Genomic DNA, 16,479 nt, shown 5'->3' on the forward strand with positions numbered 1-16,479 from the left:
ACGCGGCAGCTCAGGGAATGACGTCTGGTGTGATCCCGGCGTACCGCATGATCCATGTGGCACATCGGCTTCTGCAGGAGATAGGCGGCACATCACCTGCGGTACGCCACATGGGCCAGGTTGGTATCCCGCTTACAGCCCGCTGAACCAGTTGTACCCCTGGTCTTCCCAGTAGCCTCCGGGATTCTGGTTGGTCACAAAGAGCGCCGCAATATGCTTGGGATTCTTGAAGCCAAGCTTGGTCGGCACCCGCAGCTTGAGCGGATAGCCGTATTGGGCCGGCAGCGGCTCGCTGCCGAAATCCAGTGCCAGCAGGGTCTGCGGATGCAGCGCAGTTGCCATGTCGAGGCTGGAGTAATAGCGGTCCGCGCATTTGAAACCAACATAGCGGGCGGTGGTGTCGGCGCCGATCCGTTCCAGGAAGGTCCGCAGCGGCACGCCGCGCCATTCGCCAATTGCGCTCCAGCCTTCGATGCAGATATGGCGCGTGATCTGTCCCGCCTGCGGCAGCGCGCGCAGTTGCGCCAGGCTCCATGCGCGCTTGTCGGCTACCAGCCCGGAGACTTCGAGGCGATAGTCCGCGCCGTCGACTTCGGGCACGTCGTACTCGGGGTAGAAGGCATTGAACGGAAAAGGCTGGGTAATCTGGCTGCGCGCGTAGGTGGGCGCCAGGCGGTTGCGATTAAACAGCCAGCCCTGCACGCGATCGTTCCAGCGCGACATTGACCACAGCACCTTGTCCACGGTGTCCCCATCCTGCAGCGTGCAGCCCGCCAGCATGGACAGGGCGCCTAGCGACAGCGAGGAACGCAGGAACAAGCGCCGCTGGAGCCGGGCCAGCTGGGGTTTGAAGTCTGCCGCGTTGACCCGCTGCGAGGCGGGTGTTGCAGTTGCAATACGGGTTCCGGCGCGATCCGCGTTGCCGGTTTCGCCGTCGAGGCGGACGATGCGCGTTTTGTCGGCTGGGGCGCTCATGCTTTGGCGTCTCCTTGATTGGCGCGCCCGGTGAGCATCGGCAGCAAGGTGGACGGTACCAGGATGACCAGCGCGAGGTGCACCACCACAAAGCCCACGATGCCCGCCATGGCGACGAAATGGACATGGCGTGCCATGTCGAAGCCACCGAACAGCGCCGCCAGCCAGTCCAGTTGCACGGGTTTCCAGATGGCCAGGCCGGAGGCCACCACCAGCACGCCCAGCAGCAATACCGCCACGTACATCAGCCGCTGTACCGCGTTGTAGCTGCCGGGGCGATGCGGCAGGCGCAAGCGGATGGCCAGCGACGCGTCACGCAGCACGCCGCGCGCGCTCAGCGGCAGGAAGTGGCGGCGGAAGTGCCGGGTGGCAATGCCATAGGCCAGATAGAGCAGGGCATTCGCGCACAACAGCCACATCGCCGCGAAATGCCATGCGATCGATCCACCCAGCCAGCCGCCCACGGTAGCCCAGGCCGGAAACTTGAAGGGGAACAGCGGCGAGGCGTTGTAGATGGCCCAGCCGCTCATCACCATGCAGATCATGGCGAAGGCGTTGATCCAGTGCGCCACGCGCACGGCCAGAGGATGGACGACGGCGCGCCGCGCGGGTTTGGATGAGGGTAGCTTGCGCATGGCGGAGGGATGTGTTGGACGGGGCAGGCCCAGGCCGGACGGAGCCGGCCTGCGCGGGTCTTACATCGGCGGCACCACGCCTGCCTTGCCGGCCGAGATAAAGCGCGCGGTCAGCATGCCGTCTGCGGCCTTGCTGGCAAACAGCACGATATGCGCGCCCGGGACCAGCAGCGAGCGGTCGCCGGGTTCTAGGTTGACGATGGGTACGTCGTTCGGGATCACGATGCGTTTCTCGCCATCGGCGTACTTCACGGTGATGGTGCGGCCATTGCTCACCACCACGCTGCCCACGGTGCCGTTGGTCATGCTGCTGTTCTTGCCGAGATCCCAGGCGCGGTGGCCTTCGCCGGTGCCGCGCAGGCTGGGCGGGAACACGTGCACTTCGAGCGCCTTGAGCGAGCCGTCAGCCTGCGGCACGGCGGCCGAGCCGATATAGCTGCCGGCCTTGATCTCGTCAACCTTGGCCAGCGTCACCGCGCGCACCGCCGTGTCCTTGGTCAGGCCCACTTCCAGGTCCTGGCCCGAACGCGTGCGCACCTTCAGCGTGTCGCCGGAGAACGCGCTCACGGTGCCCCGCACGCCCGTGGGCGTGGCGGCGGGAGCGGGTTGCGCCAGCACGGCGGGGGCGGCAGCCAGCATCGCGCCGGCAAGCATGGCCGAGGCTGCCACGGTACGCATCAAAAAGCGCGAAGCGATCTTCATCCTGGAACTCCTGGAACGGTGGAAAGTGCCGCTTAGGTTAGGCCGGTGGCGCGGTCGCGCGGGTGACTTTTTGATGACAAAAACGTCATAAAACAGGGTCCGGCCCCCGCTAGAATGTCAGTACACCCGTTGAACAACCTTGCGCATCATGAGCATCCTCGTCATCGAAGACGACCCCAAGACCGGCGACTACCTCAAGAAGGGACTGCGAGAAAGCGGCTATGCCGTCGATCTCGCGCGCACCGGCACGGATGGCCTGCACATGGCGCTGGAGCATCCTTACGATCTCGTCGTGCTCGACGTCATGCTGCCCGGCATCGACGGCTGGGAAATCATGCGAGCGCTGCGCGCGCGGCGCGACCTGCCGGTGATTTTCCTTACCGCGCGCGACCACGTGAACGACCGTATCCACGGTCTTGAACTCGGCGCCGACGACTACCTGGTCAAGCCCTTCTCATTCATTGAGCTTGTGTTGCGCATCCGCACGCTGCTGCGGCGTGGCGTGGTGCGCGAGGCGGAGTTGTTCGAGTACGCGGACCTCAAGCTCGATGTCCTGCGCCGCAAGGTGACGCGCCAGGGTATGGAGATCGCGCTCACCAACAAGGAATTCCTGCTGCTGCACCTGCTGGTCAAGCGCCAGGGCGAGGCGCTGTCGCGCACCCTGATTGCCGCCGAGGTGTGGGACATGAATTTCGACAGCGACACCAATGTCGTCGACGTGGCGATCAAGCGCCTGCGCGCCAAGGTCGACCAGCCCTTCGACAGAAAGCTCATCCATACGGTACGCAGCATCGGCTACACCTTTGGCGAGGGAACGTGAAGCCCTGGTCGTCACGCTCGCTCACAGTCCGCACTACGCTATCGTTCGCCTTGATTGCCTGCGTGGTGATCGGTGCGCTGGGCGCCTACTTCTACCAGTCCGCGAAGACCTCGATGGAAGCCCGGGCCGATCTCCAACTGGTTGGGCGCGTGGCGCATTTCCGGCGGCTGGCGAAGAATGTGTACACGGTCGGCGAGCTCAAGGACCGGCCCTTGCTGTTCGAATCCATGCTCGGCGCCGAGCGCGATGTGCTGATCTTCCGCAAGCCGGGAGAGCCGCCGTTCATCCAGGTCAATCCCGACAACCTGCAGGTTCCGGCAGAGCTCGGCCTGGCCGTGCCTGGCGATGGCGCCGGCCTGACCACGTCCAGCATCCTGCCCACCCGGCTGCAGAACGGCGTGCCGGTGCATTGGGCGGCCGCGCTGGCGCGCTCCAGTGAGGACGGAAGCATGGTCGAAGTCATTGCCGCGCATCAGATGGGCAATGAAGTGCAGATGCTCACCGCCTACCGTAACCGGGTTGTGCTGGCCGCGCTGGTCGGCATGCTGGCGGCGACCGCGCTTGCGTTCTTCGCCATACGGCGCGGGTTGAAGCCGGTTGGCCGCATCGCCGCGCGCGCCGCCGAAATCAGTCCCGCCAGCCTCGCCGTACGCCTCGACGAGCGCGATGCGCCCGCCGAACTGCGCAGCCTCGTCGGCGCCTTCAATGCCATGCTGGACCGGCTGGCCGAAGGCTACGAGCGCCTTACCCAGTTCTCCGCCGACCTGGCCCACGAGATCCGCACGCCCGTGGGCGCGCTGATCGGGCAGACCCAGGTCACGCTCAGCCAGACGCGCCGGCAAGAGGAGTACCAGGAAGTCCTCGAATCCAATCTCGAAGAGCTCAACCGGCTCGGCCGTATCGCCGAGAACATCCTGTTCCTGGCGCAAGCGGACCATGCCGGTCTGGTCATCGAGTGCGAGCAGGTGTCACTGCCCGACGAACTGAGGAAGATTGCCGATTACTTCGAAGGGCCCGCGGACGAGAAGGCCATGACGTTCGAGGTGGCAGCGGGCGGGACGCTATGGGCCAATCCGCTGCTGTGCCGCCGCGCCATCAACAACCTCGTGGTCAACGCCGTGCGCTACGGCGCGCCGGGCAGCGTGGTGCGGCTCAGCGGCACTGAGCAGGCCGATGGCTTCGTCATCGCGGTCGAGAACCAGGGCGACACCATCCCACAGGGCCAGCTTGACCGCCTGTTCGACCGCTTCTATCGCGGCGACGCGGCGCGCAGCCGGATGACCGAATCCAACGGCCTGGGGCTCGCCATCGTGAAGGCCATCATGGTGCTGCATGGCGGCGACGCGCAGGCCAGTTGCCCCGCGCCGGGGCGGGTGCGGTTCGCGCTACGGTTTCCGCGGCAAGGGCAGGCTACCTGATCGTTTGGCGGCCGGCGCTTGCTGCCAGCTTGAATGCCAACAGAAGCAAGGCCGGACCCAGATCTTGGTTTGCCAGGGCGGACGCAGTGGTCTCACCCGCAGATCGGGCCCGGCCATTGTTCATGCCAGCCGGCCCCTACACCAGGCCATCCAGCAAATCCGGCCCGAACACTTCCCGATGCACCCGCTCAGCCTTCACTCCCCGCGCGTGCAATGCCGCCCGCTGGGCCTGCATGAACGGCAGCGGCCCGCACAGGTAAAAGTCAGCATCCGCAAGATCATCGTCAGCTAGGATCACGTCGATATCCATGCGGCCGGGCAGGGCGGGTTGCGCGAGGAATTCAGCGGGCTCCGCGGACTCCAGGAAGAAATGCGTCCGCAGCTTCGGCAGTTTCCGCGCCGCGTGCGTGACATCCTTCAGGTGGGCCACATGCGAGACCTTGCGCGCCGCATGGCCGAACACCACCTTGCGCGAAGGATTGCGTTGCGCCACGGCATTCAGCGCGGAGATCATGGGAGTGACACCGACGCCGGCGGAGAGCAGCACGATGGGCGTGGCCGGCTCAATGCGCGGCGCGAAGTCGCCGAAGGGCTGGCTGACCATCAGCACGTCGCCCGGGTGGGCGTTGTCATGGAGCCAGTTGGACACGGCGCCGGCGGGCAAGGTGTCGCCGTTGCCGCCGTCGCGCTTTACCGAGATGCGCCAGGTCTTTCCGTTGGGAGCGTCTGACAGGCTGTACTGACGCTGCTGGAAGGCGCCGGGTGCCAGTTCGACCACGACCGAGATGTACTGGCCCGGCAGGAAATCAGCCAGCGTGGTGCCGCCGACGGCTTCGAGCGTGAAGGCGGTGATGTCGGCGCTGTGTTCTTCGCGGGCAACGATCCGCACGGGCTGGCGGTGGTCCGGGCCGGTCTGCGCGCGTTCGTAGAGGCGCGTTTCCGCGGCGATCAGTTCGGCGGCCAGCAACCAGTAGGCTTCGTCCCACGCGGCTACCAGTTCGGGGGTGGCGGCGTCGCCGAGCACTTCGCCGATGGCGCCGAGCAGGTGGCGGGCAACGATGGCGTAGTGGCTGGGCTTGATGCCGACCGAGGCGTGCTTGTGGACGATGCGGCTGACAACCGGGGCCAGGGCGCTGTTGTCGCCATAGTTGGCGGCGTAGGCGAAGACGGCGGAGGCAAGCGATTGCTGCTGCGAACCGTTGGCTTGGTTGCCCATGTTGAACAGGTTGGTCAACTCGGGCCGATCGGCAAACATGTTGCGGTAGAAGGTCTGGGTGATGGCCAGGCCATGTTCCCGCAGGACGGGGACGCTTGCGTCGATCAGTGGTCTCGATTTTTCAGACAGCACGACAACCTCCAAAGATGTACGATAGATGCAACAAAAAGGCAAAAAAATTCCGCGGCATTCTGCGGTGGCAGCGTGCGATGTGGTTGCGACGCCTTGGGAATGATTTTATTAAACATGCATTTATAATGCAACATAAAGTTTGCGGCAGTGCGGAAAGATGCATCCGGGGGCCATGTTAGACTGCGGCGGCGTTGCGCAATGCAGCGCTGAGCGCGCCGCAGAGCCATCCTGGCTGCCACGCATACCATTACCGCCGCAAGCCGGACCAAGCCATGAGACTGACTGACTACACCGACTACAGTCTGCGGACCCTGATCTATGTCGCGGTCCACCCAGGCGAGCTTGTGACCATCCAGCGCATCGCGGATGCGTTCGGCATTCCCAAGAATCACCTGATCAAGATTGTGCAAAAGCTTGGCCAGGCCGGCTTCCTGCACACGGTGCGCGGGCGCGCCGGCGGCATCGAGCTGGGCCGGCCGGCGGCGCAGATCAATGTGGGCGAGGTGATCCGCACCATGGAGTCGGATTTCCACCTGGTGGAGTGCTTCCAGGGGGACGACAACCATTGCGTGATCACGCGCGCGTGCGGCTTGCGGGGCGTGCTTGCCGCCGCGCTGCGGGCTTATTTCGAGGTGCTGGACGCCTACAGCCTGCAGGATCTGGTGGAGAAGCCCGCGGCGCTGAGCCGCGCGCTTGGACAGGGCGGGGCGGCCACCATGGTGGGGATTCCCGTGAAGAGCGTGACGCGCAAGGCCAGGCCTGCCCAGGCAGCGCCCGGCGATGCAGGTGAGCAGTAAGTAGCCGGGACCCCGAAGCAGAGGCATGCACTGGTTACCCGAAATGGCGCCGTAATGGCTATTGTCTGCGCCCGCCCGGCGGCTCTAGTCTGCCGTATGCGGCCAGCCGTCCGGCAGGGCCGGCAGGGGAGATCGGGATGACATTGCGGCTCGACAGCCACCGGGCCAACCGGCTCAGCACCGAACTATTGATTCGCCTGGACAGGCGCAACGAGCGCTACCGGCTTGAGCATTCGCTGGTGGATCTGGTGCGCCTGCGTGTGTCGCAGGTCAACGGCTGTCCATATTGCATCGACCTGCATTCGGCGCGGGCGCGCAAGGACGGCGAGATGGCGGCGCGGATCGATATGCTGGAAGTCTGGCGTGAGACGCCGCTGTACACCGACCGCGAGCGGGCGGCGCTGGCGTGGGCCGAGGCGGTGACGGACATCGCCGGCACGCATGTGCCGGATGCCGTTTGGGAGGCGGTGCGGCCGTATTTTTCGGAGCGGGAGATTGTGGACCTGACCTTGCTGGTCACGGCGGTCAATAGTCTTAACCGCTTCGGCATCGCGTTTCGCCGGTCTCCCGTCTAGGTGAAGGGAGCCGGGAGCCGGGACGCTGCCATGCGCGGGGTCTGGAACGGGCATGCCGGCGGGCCCACGCCCGCAGGTCCTGGCCGCCAGCTTATCGGGGCAGCGGCTGCTTGATCGGATCGCCTTCGGCGGCGATGCCAAACACCAGCAATCTGGCCGGCTTGGTCTTGCTGGCGTTGCGGGTGACGAGGTGCCGCGCGCCGGGCGCTTCGTACCAGCTCTGGCCCTTGCTATAGGTCCTTTCGGGCTCGCCGCCGAGTTGCGATACCACGGTACCTTCCAGTACGTAGGCAAAGATCGATCCGGGGTGGACATGGGGCTCGGACTCCTGGCCGGGTGCGAATGTCACTGTTGCCAGCAGGACGTTCTTGCCCGCGGCCTCAGGGATCGGCTGCTTCATCAGCGGCTGCACGCTTTCCTCGGACTTGCCGGGCTGTCCGTCAGGCGTATGGGCAAGGGCACTGCCCGCGCCCGGCAACGCCAGCACAGCCGGCACTACTGTCGCAATCGCCAGGCGGGACACGGCCCGCCCAATCTGCAATCGGGTCATCGTCATTGTCTCCCCTGGCTCAGGCCGGCGTCTTGCGGAACGAGATGGCGAAGCGGTTCCAGCTATTGATCGCGGAGATCAGCAGCGTCAGGTCAACCAGCTCGGCATCGCTGAAGTGCGGGCGGACGGCTTCCCAGGCGGCGTCGGGCACGTGGTCCTGCGCGACCAGCGTGACTGCCTCGGTCCAGGCCAGCGCGGCTTGCTCGCGCGCGGAGAAGAAGGGCGTTTCGCGCCAGACCGACAGGGTGGCCAGGCGGCGGTCGTCTTCGCCGCCCTTGCGCGCGTCGGTGCTGTGCAAGTCGATGCAATAGGCGCAGCCGTTGATTTGCGAAGCCCGCAGGCGCACCAGTTCCACCAGCGGCTGTTCCAGTCCGCTCTTGCCGATGCGTTCCTCCAGCCCGATCAGCGCCTTGATGGTGGCGGGGCTGGCTTTGTAGAAGTCGAGACGTTGTTCCATGGTTTGCTCCTGGTTTGCGCCGCCGGGTTGGCTGCGCGACAGGAACAAGATTAGGACGGCAACTGGTTATAAAAAAGAGCCACTTTTTGGTAATTTAAGGTAGCCAGTGGTGGCCGGCCTTTGCCCAGGGTCCAGGGCGGCTACCGGGTGCCGGCCGCCATCGCTACGGCCAGTTTTTCCATGCCGGCGTGGATGTCGGCCACGCCGATGCCGCCATAGCCAAACAGGATCCCGGGTGTCGGCCGTTGCCCTCCGTACATGCCCGAGATGCCGTACAGGCCAACGGATGCGGCGGCGGCACGTGCGATCAGCGCCTGCTCATCCTGCTCCGTCTTCAGTCGGGCAACCAGGTGGATGCCGGCGGCCGGCGCGAGCGCCGTGAACCACTGGCTCAGCGGGCCGTCCAGGTGCGCAAGCAGCGCGGTCCGGCGCGCGGCATATTCCTTATGCATGCGCCGCAGATGCTTGCCGAAATAGCCGTCGAGCATGAACTTGGCGAGGGCGGTCTGCGTCATGGTGCAGCTATGCCAGTCGCCGACCTGCTTGGCGCGGCGTACCGCTGTGGCCAGCGGTGCCGGGGGGATCACGTAGCCAATGCGCAGTTCGGGAAAGATCGTCTTGGAGAAGGTGCCCACGTACGCCACCACGCCGGTCTTGTCCAGGCTCTTGAGCGACTCCATCGGGCGGCCCATGAAGCGGAATTCGCCGTCGTAGTCGTCTTCCAGCAGCAGCGCACCGCGGCGTTGCGCCCATTCCAGCAGCGCGACGCGGCGCTCCATGCTCATGGCCATGCCCAGCGGGAACTGGTGCGAGGGCGTGACGTAGACAATGCGCGCGTTGTCCGGCAGGGCGTCCACCACCAGCCCCTCGGCATCGACCGGGACGTGGGCCACCTGCGCGCCGAGCGCGGAAAATGCGATGCGCGCGGGCGGATAGCCGGGATCTTCCACCGCCACCACATCGCCTGGGCGGATCACGACCCGGGCCATCAGGTCGATCGCCTGCTGCGCGCCTTGCGTCACGATGACGTCCTGCCAGTTGCCGACCACGGCGCGGCTGAAAGCCAGGTAGCGCGAGACCGCCAGGCGCAGCTCCTGCTCACCGGCGGGATCCCGGTAGGTGCCGCGTCCGCGGGCCTGCACGCGCAGCGCGTGGCTCACGCAACTGCGCCACTTGTCGAAGGGAAACAAGGCCTTGTCGGTGACGCCGCCCACGAAGTCGAACGCGGGCGCCGCGCCGGGCGCCGTCATCGGCAAGGCGTCCGGCAACGTTTCCCAGATCGAGCCGGAGCCGGGACTCGGGGAGACCGGTGCCGGCGCCGGTGCCAGGCGGGTCATCTCGTGCGCCACGAAGGTGCCGTCGCCGGCGCGCGAGCGCAGGTAGCCCTCGGCAATCAACCGCTCGAACACATCGAGCGTGGTCTTGCGCGAGATGCCGAGCTGCGTGGCGAGGTCGCGGGTAGACGGCAGTCTCTCGCCCGGCGCCAGCCGTCCGTCGACGATACCCGCGCGCAACTGGCGATAAAGCTGGCCGGCCAGGCCCTGCCGGCCGTGAATAGTCAAATGGACGTCCATTTGCTGGCTACCTGAGACGGAGGAAAGTTCATCGATTTTAGTAGCCGCTCATGCCATCGGTGAAGGGGCGTTGGGGGGGCTTGGCCCGGTCCCTGGCCGCTCAGCCGTCCCGCCCGTCGGCGCGCGGCCTGGTCAGGTAGGGCGTGTATTTCACCAGGTAAAGCAAGAACGCCGCCATCCACAGCGCAGCAGCCCCGGCTATCCAGAACGGCTTGTATTGCGGCAGCAATAGCGGCCCCAGGACGCGGAAGAGGGCGGCCGTGCCGATGCACGCATAAGCCGCTTTCTCCATCGGGCCGGCCTCGAGCTTGCGGCCCGTATGGCCCAGTGCGGTGCGTGTGATCATCCCCAGGATGGCGCAACCGATCGCACCCACGGTGAGCGCGTGCAAGGCCGTCGAGCGGTCGGCCCAGCCAAGTGCGGCGGCCGCCAGCAAGAGCAGGCCCAGCGGCAGGCAGCCGTAGGCGAGGTGCAGGATGGCGATCAGGGGCTTGCCTGCCGTGCGCCGCGAGCTCCAGCCGCCCAGGCGCACGGCTTGCGCCAGAGCGGCCAGCAGCGCGATCGCGGCGGTGGCCATGCCGCGCGGCGCCAGCGTGCAGGCGGTCATCGCGGCCAGCGTCAGCGGCACAACGCTGCGCTCGATGGCTGCAGAGCGCCGAATGCGTACCCCTGGGACCGTGTTGGCAGTGAACATCGGGATCACGCGCCCGCCGATCACGGTAATGAAGATGACGATCAGCCCGATCCCCGCATCGGCACTCTGCAGCGCGAGCAGCACGGCGCCGTTGGCCAGCGCCACATGGAACACCGCATTCAGCGTCCATAGCAGGAACAACGCGGCGGCAAGGCCGTAGTTGCGCGTACTGCCGGCGCGAACCAGCACGCGCAGGAAGCTGGCCGCGCAAAGCAGCAGGAAGGCCAGGTCCAGCACGGCCGCAACGGCTGCCGGCCCGGTCCACATCAGCACGCGCGCCGCAAGCCAGACGGCAGCGAGGCAGGCCAGCAAGCCGCCCTGCGGAGTTTGCAGGCCCGTCCAGTTCTTGCCGGCAGTGAACAGGAAGCCGACCACGATCGCGGCGGCAAAGCCGAACACCATCTCGTGCGCGTGCCACAGCATGCCGCCCATGGCCGGTTGTGCGCCTGCTTGGGGCCACCAGCCCAGGTAGATCGCTGTCCAGACGCCAATCGCTGCCACGGCAAAGGCAGCCGCCATAAGGTAGAACGGCCGGAACGCGAGCGCAAGGACGGGATGGCCGTGATAGCGCGCGGTGGCGTGGCTTGCCGGTGGCTGGTTTTGCGCAAGGGGCAGCATGGTTCGGCTCTCAATGTGTCGGGTGGTATTCAGGATGCGGTATTCGCCTTGGCGGCAGCCGCCAAGGCCTCAGGTCGCAGCGGCCTCGCTTGCCAACCGGCGTTACCGGTGTTACCGGCCTTCATATCGTGCGGCGCAGCAACCTGAGAACGATTCTATAAAACAAGCATTTCAAATGCAACATAAAGACTGATGGGCGAAGCTCGGATCCAGCATGACAATCTGCCGCTATGCCGCTCGCGACCGGGACTGCGTCATGGCTCGCCCCACGCCTTTGCACCAGCTACCTGCTGGCCTGGGCGTCCAGGAAGGCGGACCAGGCGGAGCGGCCTCAGGCCCGCTAGTCCATCCGCGTCGGGCCATCGCCGCGGCGCATGCAAGCCGCTTATGCCAGCCATAAGCCAACGCGCCTGTCCCTCGCCATCGCCACATTGTCTAATGCTTTCACATACAGGCACGGCGCGCCGCTCAGCGCCGTCGCCAATAACGATGATGGAGACAATGTCCGATGAAGCGTCCCCCCCGCCTGCATAGCCTGCTCGTGTCCGCCTGCGCGTTCCTCGCGTGCGGCACGTCGCTCGGTGCCACCGCCGATACCGCGCCTTTCCCGACCCATCCGATCCGGCTGGTGGTGCCGTTCACCAGCGGCGGGATCGCCGATGTGATGAGCCGGGTCCTCGCCGAAAAGCTCAAGGAATCGCTGGGACAGTCGGTGGTGGTCGAAAACCGGCCTGGCGCGGGCACCATGCTCGCCTCCGAATATGTGGCGCGCGCCGACGCCGATGGCTACACGCTGCTGATGGCGGCCTCGTCGCTCACCATTGCGCCCGCGGTCTATCCCAAGGGCCGGGTCAGGTACGATCCGGTGCGCGATTTCGCGCCGGTCTCGCTGGTGGCGGAGGTGCCCCAGGTGCTGGTGGCATCGCCCGGCTTGCCGGTAAAGAGTGTCGGTGAGTTGATCGACCATGCGCGCCGCCATCCCGACCAGGTGAACTATGCATCGTCCGGCGCGGGCACCTCCAACCACCTGGGGGCGGAGCACTTCAACCAGCTGGCGCATATCCGCATGAAGCACGTGCCCTACAAGGGCACCATGCAGGGCCTGAACGACGTGGTGGCCGGCCACGCCCAGGTCATGTTCGCCGACCTGGCCGCCGCGGACCCCTTTATCAAGGCAGGCAAGCTCACCGCGCTGGGATTGACCAGCGCCCAGCCTTCGCCATCGCGCCCGCAATGGCAGACCATCGCCCAGGCGGGCCTGCCGGGCTATGCCAGCACCTCGTGGCTCGGCCTGCTGGCGCCGGCGAATACGCCGCCCCAGGTCATTGGCCGGCTGAACGAGGCCGTGCTCAAGGCCTTGCGCAATGGCGAGGTCAAGGCGCGCTTTGCCGCGCTCAATGTCGACCTCGCACCGAGCAGCCCGGAAGCGTTCAGGCGCTTCATCTCCAGCGATGCGGCCAGGTGGTCGGAGATCGCGCGGGCGACCGGGGCCGCCGTGGAGTGAGGCGCCTGACCCGGCCTGCCGGGCGCAAGCGCTGACGGGCCAGCCTCGCTGTCCGGATGCAGCGGGCTGCCGCATCCGGCCCGGCGCTTGCCTGCCATTGCCCCGAGACTGCCGCTGCCGTGCCGGTGACAAGGCAGGGCCGCTTGCGCGCCGGGCGCGCTGCCTTTCGCCCTGGTTTCCGTGTCGGTTTCGCTTTCGCGTTTCATCACAACAACAGCAAGGACTGGAGGAGACCCATGAAAAACATCCGGCTGACGGCCGCCGCCCTGGTGGCGCTGCCAGGGTTTGCCGCCGCGCAGTCGGTCACCCTGTACGGGGTGGTCGACACAGGCGTGGAGTACATCAACCATATCGGCGCGGCACGCGACAGCGTGGCGCGCATACCGGGCCTGACAGGCACCGTGCCATCGCGCTGGGGCCTGCGCGGCAGCGAGGATCTCGGCCAGGGCCTGAAGGCGGTGTTCGCGCTGGAGTCGGGCTTCGGCCCCGACAATGGCGTGTCCAACCAGGGCGGCCGCCTGTTTGGCCGCCAGGCGTATGTGGGCCTCGCCGGCAAGTGGGGCCAACTCACGCTGGGCCGGCAGTACACCATGACGTTCTGGGCCAACCTCGAAGCCGACATGCTTGGCCCTAACACGTTCGGCTCGGCATCGCTGGACAGCTACATGGCGAATTCCCGCGCCGATAACGCCATTGCGTACAAGGGCACCTTCGGGGGTCTTACCGTAGGGGCCACCTACAGCTTCGGGCGCGACGGCGCGAATGGCGGCCCGAGCCCGGCCGGCACCAACTGCGCCGGCGAGAACCCGGCCGACGCGCGCGCCTGCCGCGAATGGTCGGCGCTGCTCCAGTATGATGCCAAGAGCTGGGTGGTGAACGCGGCCTATGACTCATTGCGTGGTGGTCCGGGTGCGTTCGCCGGGCTGACCAGCAGCGGCTTGCGCGACGACCGGCTCTCGCTCAACGGCTATGCCATGGTGGGCGCCGCCAAGCTCGGCCTTGGCCTGGTGCGGCGCGACAACCGGGCCAGCCCCACGCCGCGCAGCGACCTGTGGTATGGCGGCGTGTCCTATGCCGTGACGCCGGCCTTCAGCGTGGACGCGGAAGTCTTCAACCTGCGCTATCACAACAGCAGCAACAAGGCCTGGCTGTACGCGGCGCGGGCCACCTATGCCTTCTCCAGGCGCAGTTCGGTGTACGCCACCGCGGGCTTTATCGACAATGGCGGGCAGCTTGCCATGTCGGTCAGCAATGGCCAGCCCGGTGCCAACCCGGCGCCCGGCGCCAGCCAGCTTGGCGCCATGGTGGGGATCAAGCACGCCTTCTGATGCCAGGGGAAAACGCCGCGCCGGCGGGATCAGGATCCGGCCGGCGCGGCGTTCTGCTTGCCTGGCTTCAGTGCGGCTCGACGCCCGCGAATGCGTTCTCCAGCAAATGCAGTATGCCGTCGCGGGTGAGCGGCGCCGGATTAGGGTAGGGCGATCGCATCGCCTGGTCGGCCACGCGTGCCAGGTCGGCATGCCGCACGCCCAGTTGCTCCAGCGCCAGCGGCACCCGCAAGCGGCTTGCCAGCCGGTACAGCCCGTGCGCGGCGCTGTCGCTGCCGAGCGCGGCGGCAATGCGCGCCATGGCTTGCGGCGCGGCGGCCGCGTTGTACTGCACCGCGTGGGGCAGGATGATGGCGTGGGTTTCCGCGTGCGGCAGGTTGAGCATGCCGCCCAGCGTATGGCACAGCTTGTGGTGCAGCGCGACCGCGCAACTGCCGAGCACCGAGCCGGCCAGCCACGCGCCATACAGGCAGGCGCTGCGCGCGGCCATGTCGTCGGGCCGCGCCACCACGTCGGGCAGCCCGCCGGCGAGGGCGCGGATGCCATCCTCGGCCATCAGCGTGGAGATGGGATTGGCGTCGGCGGCATACATCGCCTCCACGCAATGGGCGATGGCGTTCAGGCCGCTGGTGGCGCTCATCGCCGCGGGCAGGCTCAGCGTGAGTTCGGGATCGTAGACCACGGTGCGCGGCAGCACCTGCACGGAGCGCCCGGTCTTCTTTTCGCCCTGCTCGGTGATGCCGTAGATCGGCGTCATCTCGGAGCCGGCGTAGGTGGTCGGCACCGCCACGATGGGCATCGGCGACTCCAGTGCGATGGCCTTGCCCAGGCCGATGGTGGAGCCGCCGCCGACCGCCACCGCGCAATCGGCGCCGAGCCGGGCCGCCAGCGCGCGCGCCTCGCGCGCGACCTCGATCGGCACATGCATGACGGCGCCGGGGAACGTGCCCACATAGCGCTCGCCGAGCAGCGCGGCAACGCGCTGCGCCAGTGCCATCTGCTCGGGCGTGCAAAGCACCAGGGCGCGCGTGGCACCGAGCTGCTCGACCTCGCGCGCCAGCGCGGCGAGCGAGCCCTTGCCGAACACCACGCGCGCGGGCAGCGGTGCGTAGATAAAGCGGTCTTGCATCATGTTGGGTCTCCCATGCAGTGGTTTTGGCCGGCGTCCGCGGCTTGCCGCGGACGCCGGCCGTCAGGTCACCGCGCCTCAGGCAATGGCATCGGCGCGGCGGATCGAAGCAATCATCGAGCTGTCGAGCAGGAACTCGCGCGACTTGTCCAGATCGAGCGAGATCGCGTGCAGGGCCTGCTGGTTCTGGCGGCGCACCCGCGGGTCGCGTTCTTCCATGGTTTTCTTGTTGCGGATGCTGTTCTTCTGCACCACCTCCACGGCCACGGTGCGGCGCTGGCGCGAGTACAGGTCGAGCAGTTCGGCGCCGGCGCGGCCATGCCAGATCTCGGCCAGCTTGGTGCCAAGGTTGAAGGCGTCGTGCACGCCGCCGTTCAGGCCGAAGCCGCCGATCGGGTTGTTGATATGCGCGGCGTCGCCGGCCAGCAGGATGCGGCCCTTGACGAAGGTGTCCGCCACGCGCTGGTGCACCCGGTAGGTGCCCGAGTAAGCCAGCGGGAAATCCATGTCCACGCCCAGCGTCTCGCGCAGGCGGGCCTGCACGCTGGCCGGCTCCAGCAGCACGGCGTCATCGACCTCCGGATCGGCCGGCATGGCAACGCGCCAGAGGTCAGGGCGGGTATCGTCGTACAGCTTCAGCACCACCGCCCAGTGATCGGGGTCGGAGACGTAGGCCGTGCCGGTGTAGCCCAGTGCCTCCATCGGCATGGCGACGTTGGTGACCAGGAATTTCTCGCGCCAGGTGAAGCCCTCGAAGCCGAAGCCGGCGCTCTTGCGCACCATGCTGCGGGCACCGTCGGCGCCGATCACCCAGGGCACCTGTAGTTCGCCCGGGCCTTGGGCGGTGCGCAGCTTCAGCGTGGCGCCGGCGCCGTCGGTCGAAACCGATTCCAGCGCTTCGCCAAAGCGCAGTTCGACCTGCGGCAGGGTGCGCAGCACGTCGATCAGCAAGCTGGACAGGTAGTGCTGGGGCAGGTGGAAGCGGAACGGGAAGTCGGTCAGGCTGGACAAGGTGCCGAGATCGAACTCGGCATAGACGCCCTCGCTGCGGTCGCGCATCTGCCAGACGGGAATGCGGATGCCCATTTTCATCAGGTCCGCCGCGATGCCGAGCTGGCGGAAGATCTCCAGCGTGGGGGGATGGAACGCCGCGCCGCGCTGCTCGCGGGCGATTTCGCCGGCGCTTTCAAACACGACGCAGGGCACGCCCTGGCGCGCCAGCGTCAGGGCGGTGGTCAGGCCGACCGGGCCGGCCCCGACGATTGCAATTCTTTCATCGTATGACATGTTCGGTTCCTTGTAGGGGATCGGCATCGCGCATCCTGGCGATTGCCGTGCGGCCGTCGAGGCCGCTA

Annotated in this window: 16 protein-coding genes; 6 read left to right on the forward strand and 10 right to left on the reverse strand. The window is 66.9% G+C overall.

Annotated features, from left to right (window positions below):
* Positions 1–132: 132 nt before the first annotated feature.
* From ACZY0R_RS23720 to ACZY0R_RS23730, 3 genes are read right to left on the reverse strand one after another with little or no spacing between them, the layout of a single operon-like run.
* On the reverse strand, positions 133–975 hold the full coding sequence (locus tag ACZY0R_RS23720) for a molybdopterin-dependent oxidoreductase (RefSeq protein ID WP_488861689.1): 843 nt from the start codon (positions 973–975) through the stop codon (positions 133–135).
* Positions 972–1,610, reverse strand: a complete 639-nt coding sequence (locus ACZY0R_RS23725; RefSeq protein ID WP_488861691.1) for a cytochrome b/b6 domain-containing protein — start codon at positions 1,608–1,610, stop codon at positions 972–974. The genes ACZY0R_RS23720 and ACZY0R_RS23725 overlap by 4 nt, the downstream gene beginning before the upstream one ends.
* Positions 1,611–1,670: 60 nt before the next feature.
* Positions 1,671–2,312, reverse strand: coding sequence for a hypothetical protein (locus ACZY0R_RS23730; RefSeq protein WP_488861693.1), 642 nt, complete (start codon positions 2,310–2,312; stop codon positions 1,671–1,673).
* Between the two features lie 148 nt (positions 2,313–2,460).
* Here ACZY0R_RS23730 and ACZY0R_RS23735 point away from each other — a divergent pair, with 148 nt between their 5' ends.
* Positions 2,461–3,132: a heavy metal response regulator transcription factor gene (locus ACZY0R_RS23735; protein WP_488861695.1), complete on the forward strand. Its 672-nt coding sequence runs from the start codon at positions 2,461–2,463 to the stop codon at positions 3,130–3,132.
* Positions 3,129–4,550: a heavy metal sensor histidine kinase gene (locus ACZY0R_RS23740; protein WP_488861697.1), complete on the forward strand. Its 1,422-nt coding sequence runs from the start codon at positions 3,129–3,131 to the stop codon at positions 4,548–4,550. Before ACZY0R_RS23735 ends, ACZY0R_RS23740 begins: the two co-directional genes overlap by 4 nt.
* Positions 4,551–4,686: 136 nt before the next feature.
* Here the strand turns inward: ACZY0R_RS23740 and ACZY0R_RS23745 are convergent, their stop codons facing one another.
* A complete protein-coding gene (locus tag ACZY0R_RS23745) occupies positions 4,687–5,898 on the reverse strand; it encodes a globin domain-containing protein (RefSeq protein WP_488861699.1) in 1,212 nt (403 codons plus the stop codon).
* Between the two features lie 272 nt (positions 5,899–6,170).
* Here ACZY0R_RS23745 and ACZY0R_RS23750 point away from each other — a divergent pair, with 272 nt between their 5' ends.
* Together ACZY0R_RS23750 and ACZY0R_RS23755 are read left to right on the forward strand one after the other, a co-directional pair.
* The gene (locus tag ACZY0R_RS23750) at positions 6,171–6,695 is read left to right on the forward strand and encodes an RrF2 family transcriptional regulator (protein ID WP_488861701.1); all 525 of its coding nucleotides are present in this window, start codon (positions 6,171–6,173) and stop codon (positions 6,693–6,695) included.
* Positions 6,696–6,832: 137 nt separating this feature from the next.
* Positions 6,833–7,270, forward strand: coding sequence for a carboxymuconolactone decarboxylase family protein (locus ACZY0R_RS23755; protein ID WP_488861703.1), 438 nt, complete (start codon positions 6,833–6,835; stop codon positions 7,268–7,270).
* Positions 7,271–7,361: 91 nt separating this feature from the next.
* Here the strand turns inward: ACZY0R_RS23755 and ACZY0R_RS23760 are convergent, their stop codons facing one another.
* The 4 genes from ACZY0R_RS23760 to ACZY0R_RS23775 all read right to left on the reverse strand — a co-directional run bounded on the left by ACZY0R_RS23760 (position 7,362) and on the right by ACZY0R_RS23775 (position 11,163).
* Positions 7,362–7,826: a cupin domain-containing protein gene (locus ACZY0R_RS23760; RefSeq protein WP_488861705.1), complete on the reverse strand. Its 465-nt coding sequence runs from the start codon at positions 7,824–7,826 to the stop codon at positions 7,362–7,364.
* Positions 7,827–7,839: 13 nt separating this feature from the next.
* Positions 7,840–8,277 (reverse strand): carboxymuconolactone decarboxylase family protein, encoded by a 438-nt coding sequence (locus tag ACZY0R_RS23765; RefSeq protein WP_488861707.1) that lies wholly within the window; start codon positions 8,275–8,277, stop codon positions 7,840–7,842.
* 140 nt (positions 8,278–8,417) lie between these two features.
* Complete coding sequence (gene pdxR / locus ACZY0R_RS23770; RefSeq protein WP_488861709.1) at positions 8,418–9,851, reverse strand: MocR-like pyridoxine biosynthesis transcription factor PdxR; 1,434 nt, start codon at positions 9,849–9,851, stop codon at positions 8,418–8,420.
* Between the two features lie 100 nt (positions 9,852–9,951).
* Positions 9,952–11,163 carry an NnrS family protein gene (locus ACZY0R_RS23775; RefSeq protein WP_488861711.1) on the reverse strand — a complete coding sequence of 404 codons (1,212 nt, stop codon included), beginning with the start codon at positions 11,161–11,163 and terminating at the stop codon, positions 9,952–9,954.
* Between the two features lie 508 nt (positions 11,164–11,671).
* Here ACZY0R_RS23775 and ACZY0R_RS23780 point away from each other — a divergent pair.
* Both ACZY0R_RS23780 and ACZY0R_RS23785 read left to right on the forward strand, forming a co-directional pair.
* Positions 11,672–12,667, forward strand: coding sequence for a tripartite tricarboxylate transporter substrate binding protein (locus ACZY0R_RS23780; protein WP_488861713.1), 996 nt, complete (start codon positions 11,672–11,674; stop codon positions 12,665–12,667).
* A 236-nt stretch (positions 12,668–12,903) separates the two neighbouring features.
* On the forward strand, positions 12,904–13,995 hold the full coding sequence (locus ACZY0R_RS23785) for a porin (RefSeq protein WP_488861715.1): 1,092 nt from the start codon (positions 12,904–12,906) through the stop codon (positions 13,993–13,995).
* 67 nt (positions 13,996–14,062) lie between these two features.
* On the opposite strand, the gene ACZY0R_RS23790 is transcribed toward ACZY0R_RS23785, so the two are convergent.
* Together ACZY0R_RS23790 and ACZY0R_RS23795 are read right to left on the reverse strand one after the other, a co-directional pair.
* Positions 14,063–15,127 (reverse strand): maleylacetate reductase, encoded by a 1,065-nt coding sequence (locus ACZY0R_RS23790; RefSeq protein ID WP_488861717.1) that lies wholly within the window; start codon positions 15,125–15,127, stop codon positions 14,063–14,065.
* 75 nt (positions 15,128–15,202) lie between these two features.
* Positions 15,203–16,411, reverse strand: coding sequence for an FAD-dependent oxidoreductase (locus tag ACZY0R_RS23795; protein ID WP_488861719.1), 1,209 nt, complete (start codon positions 16,409–16,411; stop codon positions 15,203–15,205).
* Between the last annotated feature and the right edge of the window lie 68 nt (positions 16,412–16,479).

The sequence above is a fragment of the Cupriavidus sp. F041 genome, from assembly GCF_057814235.1.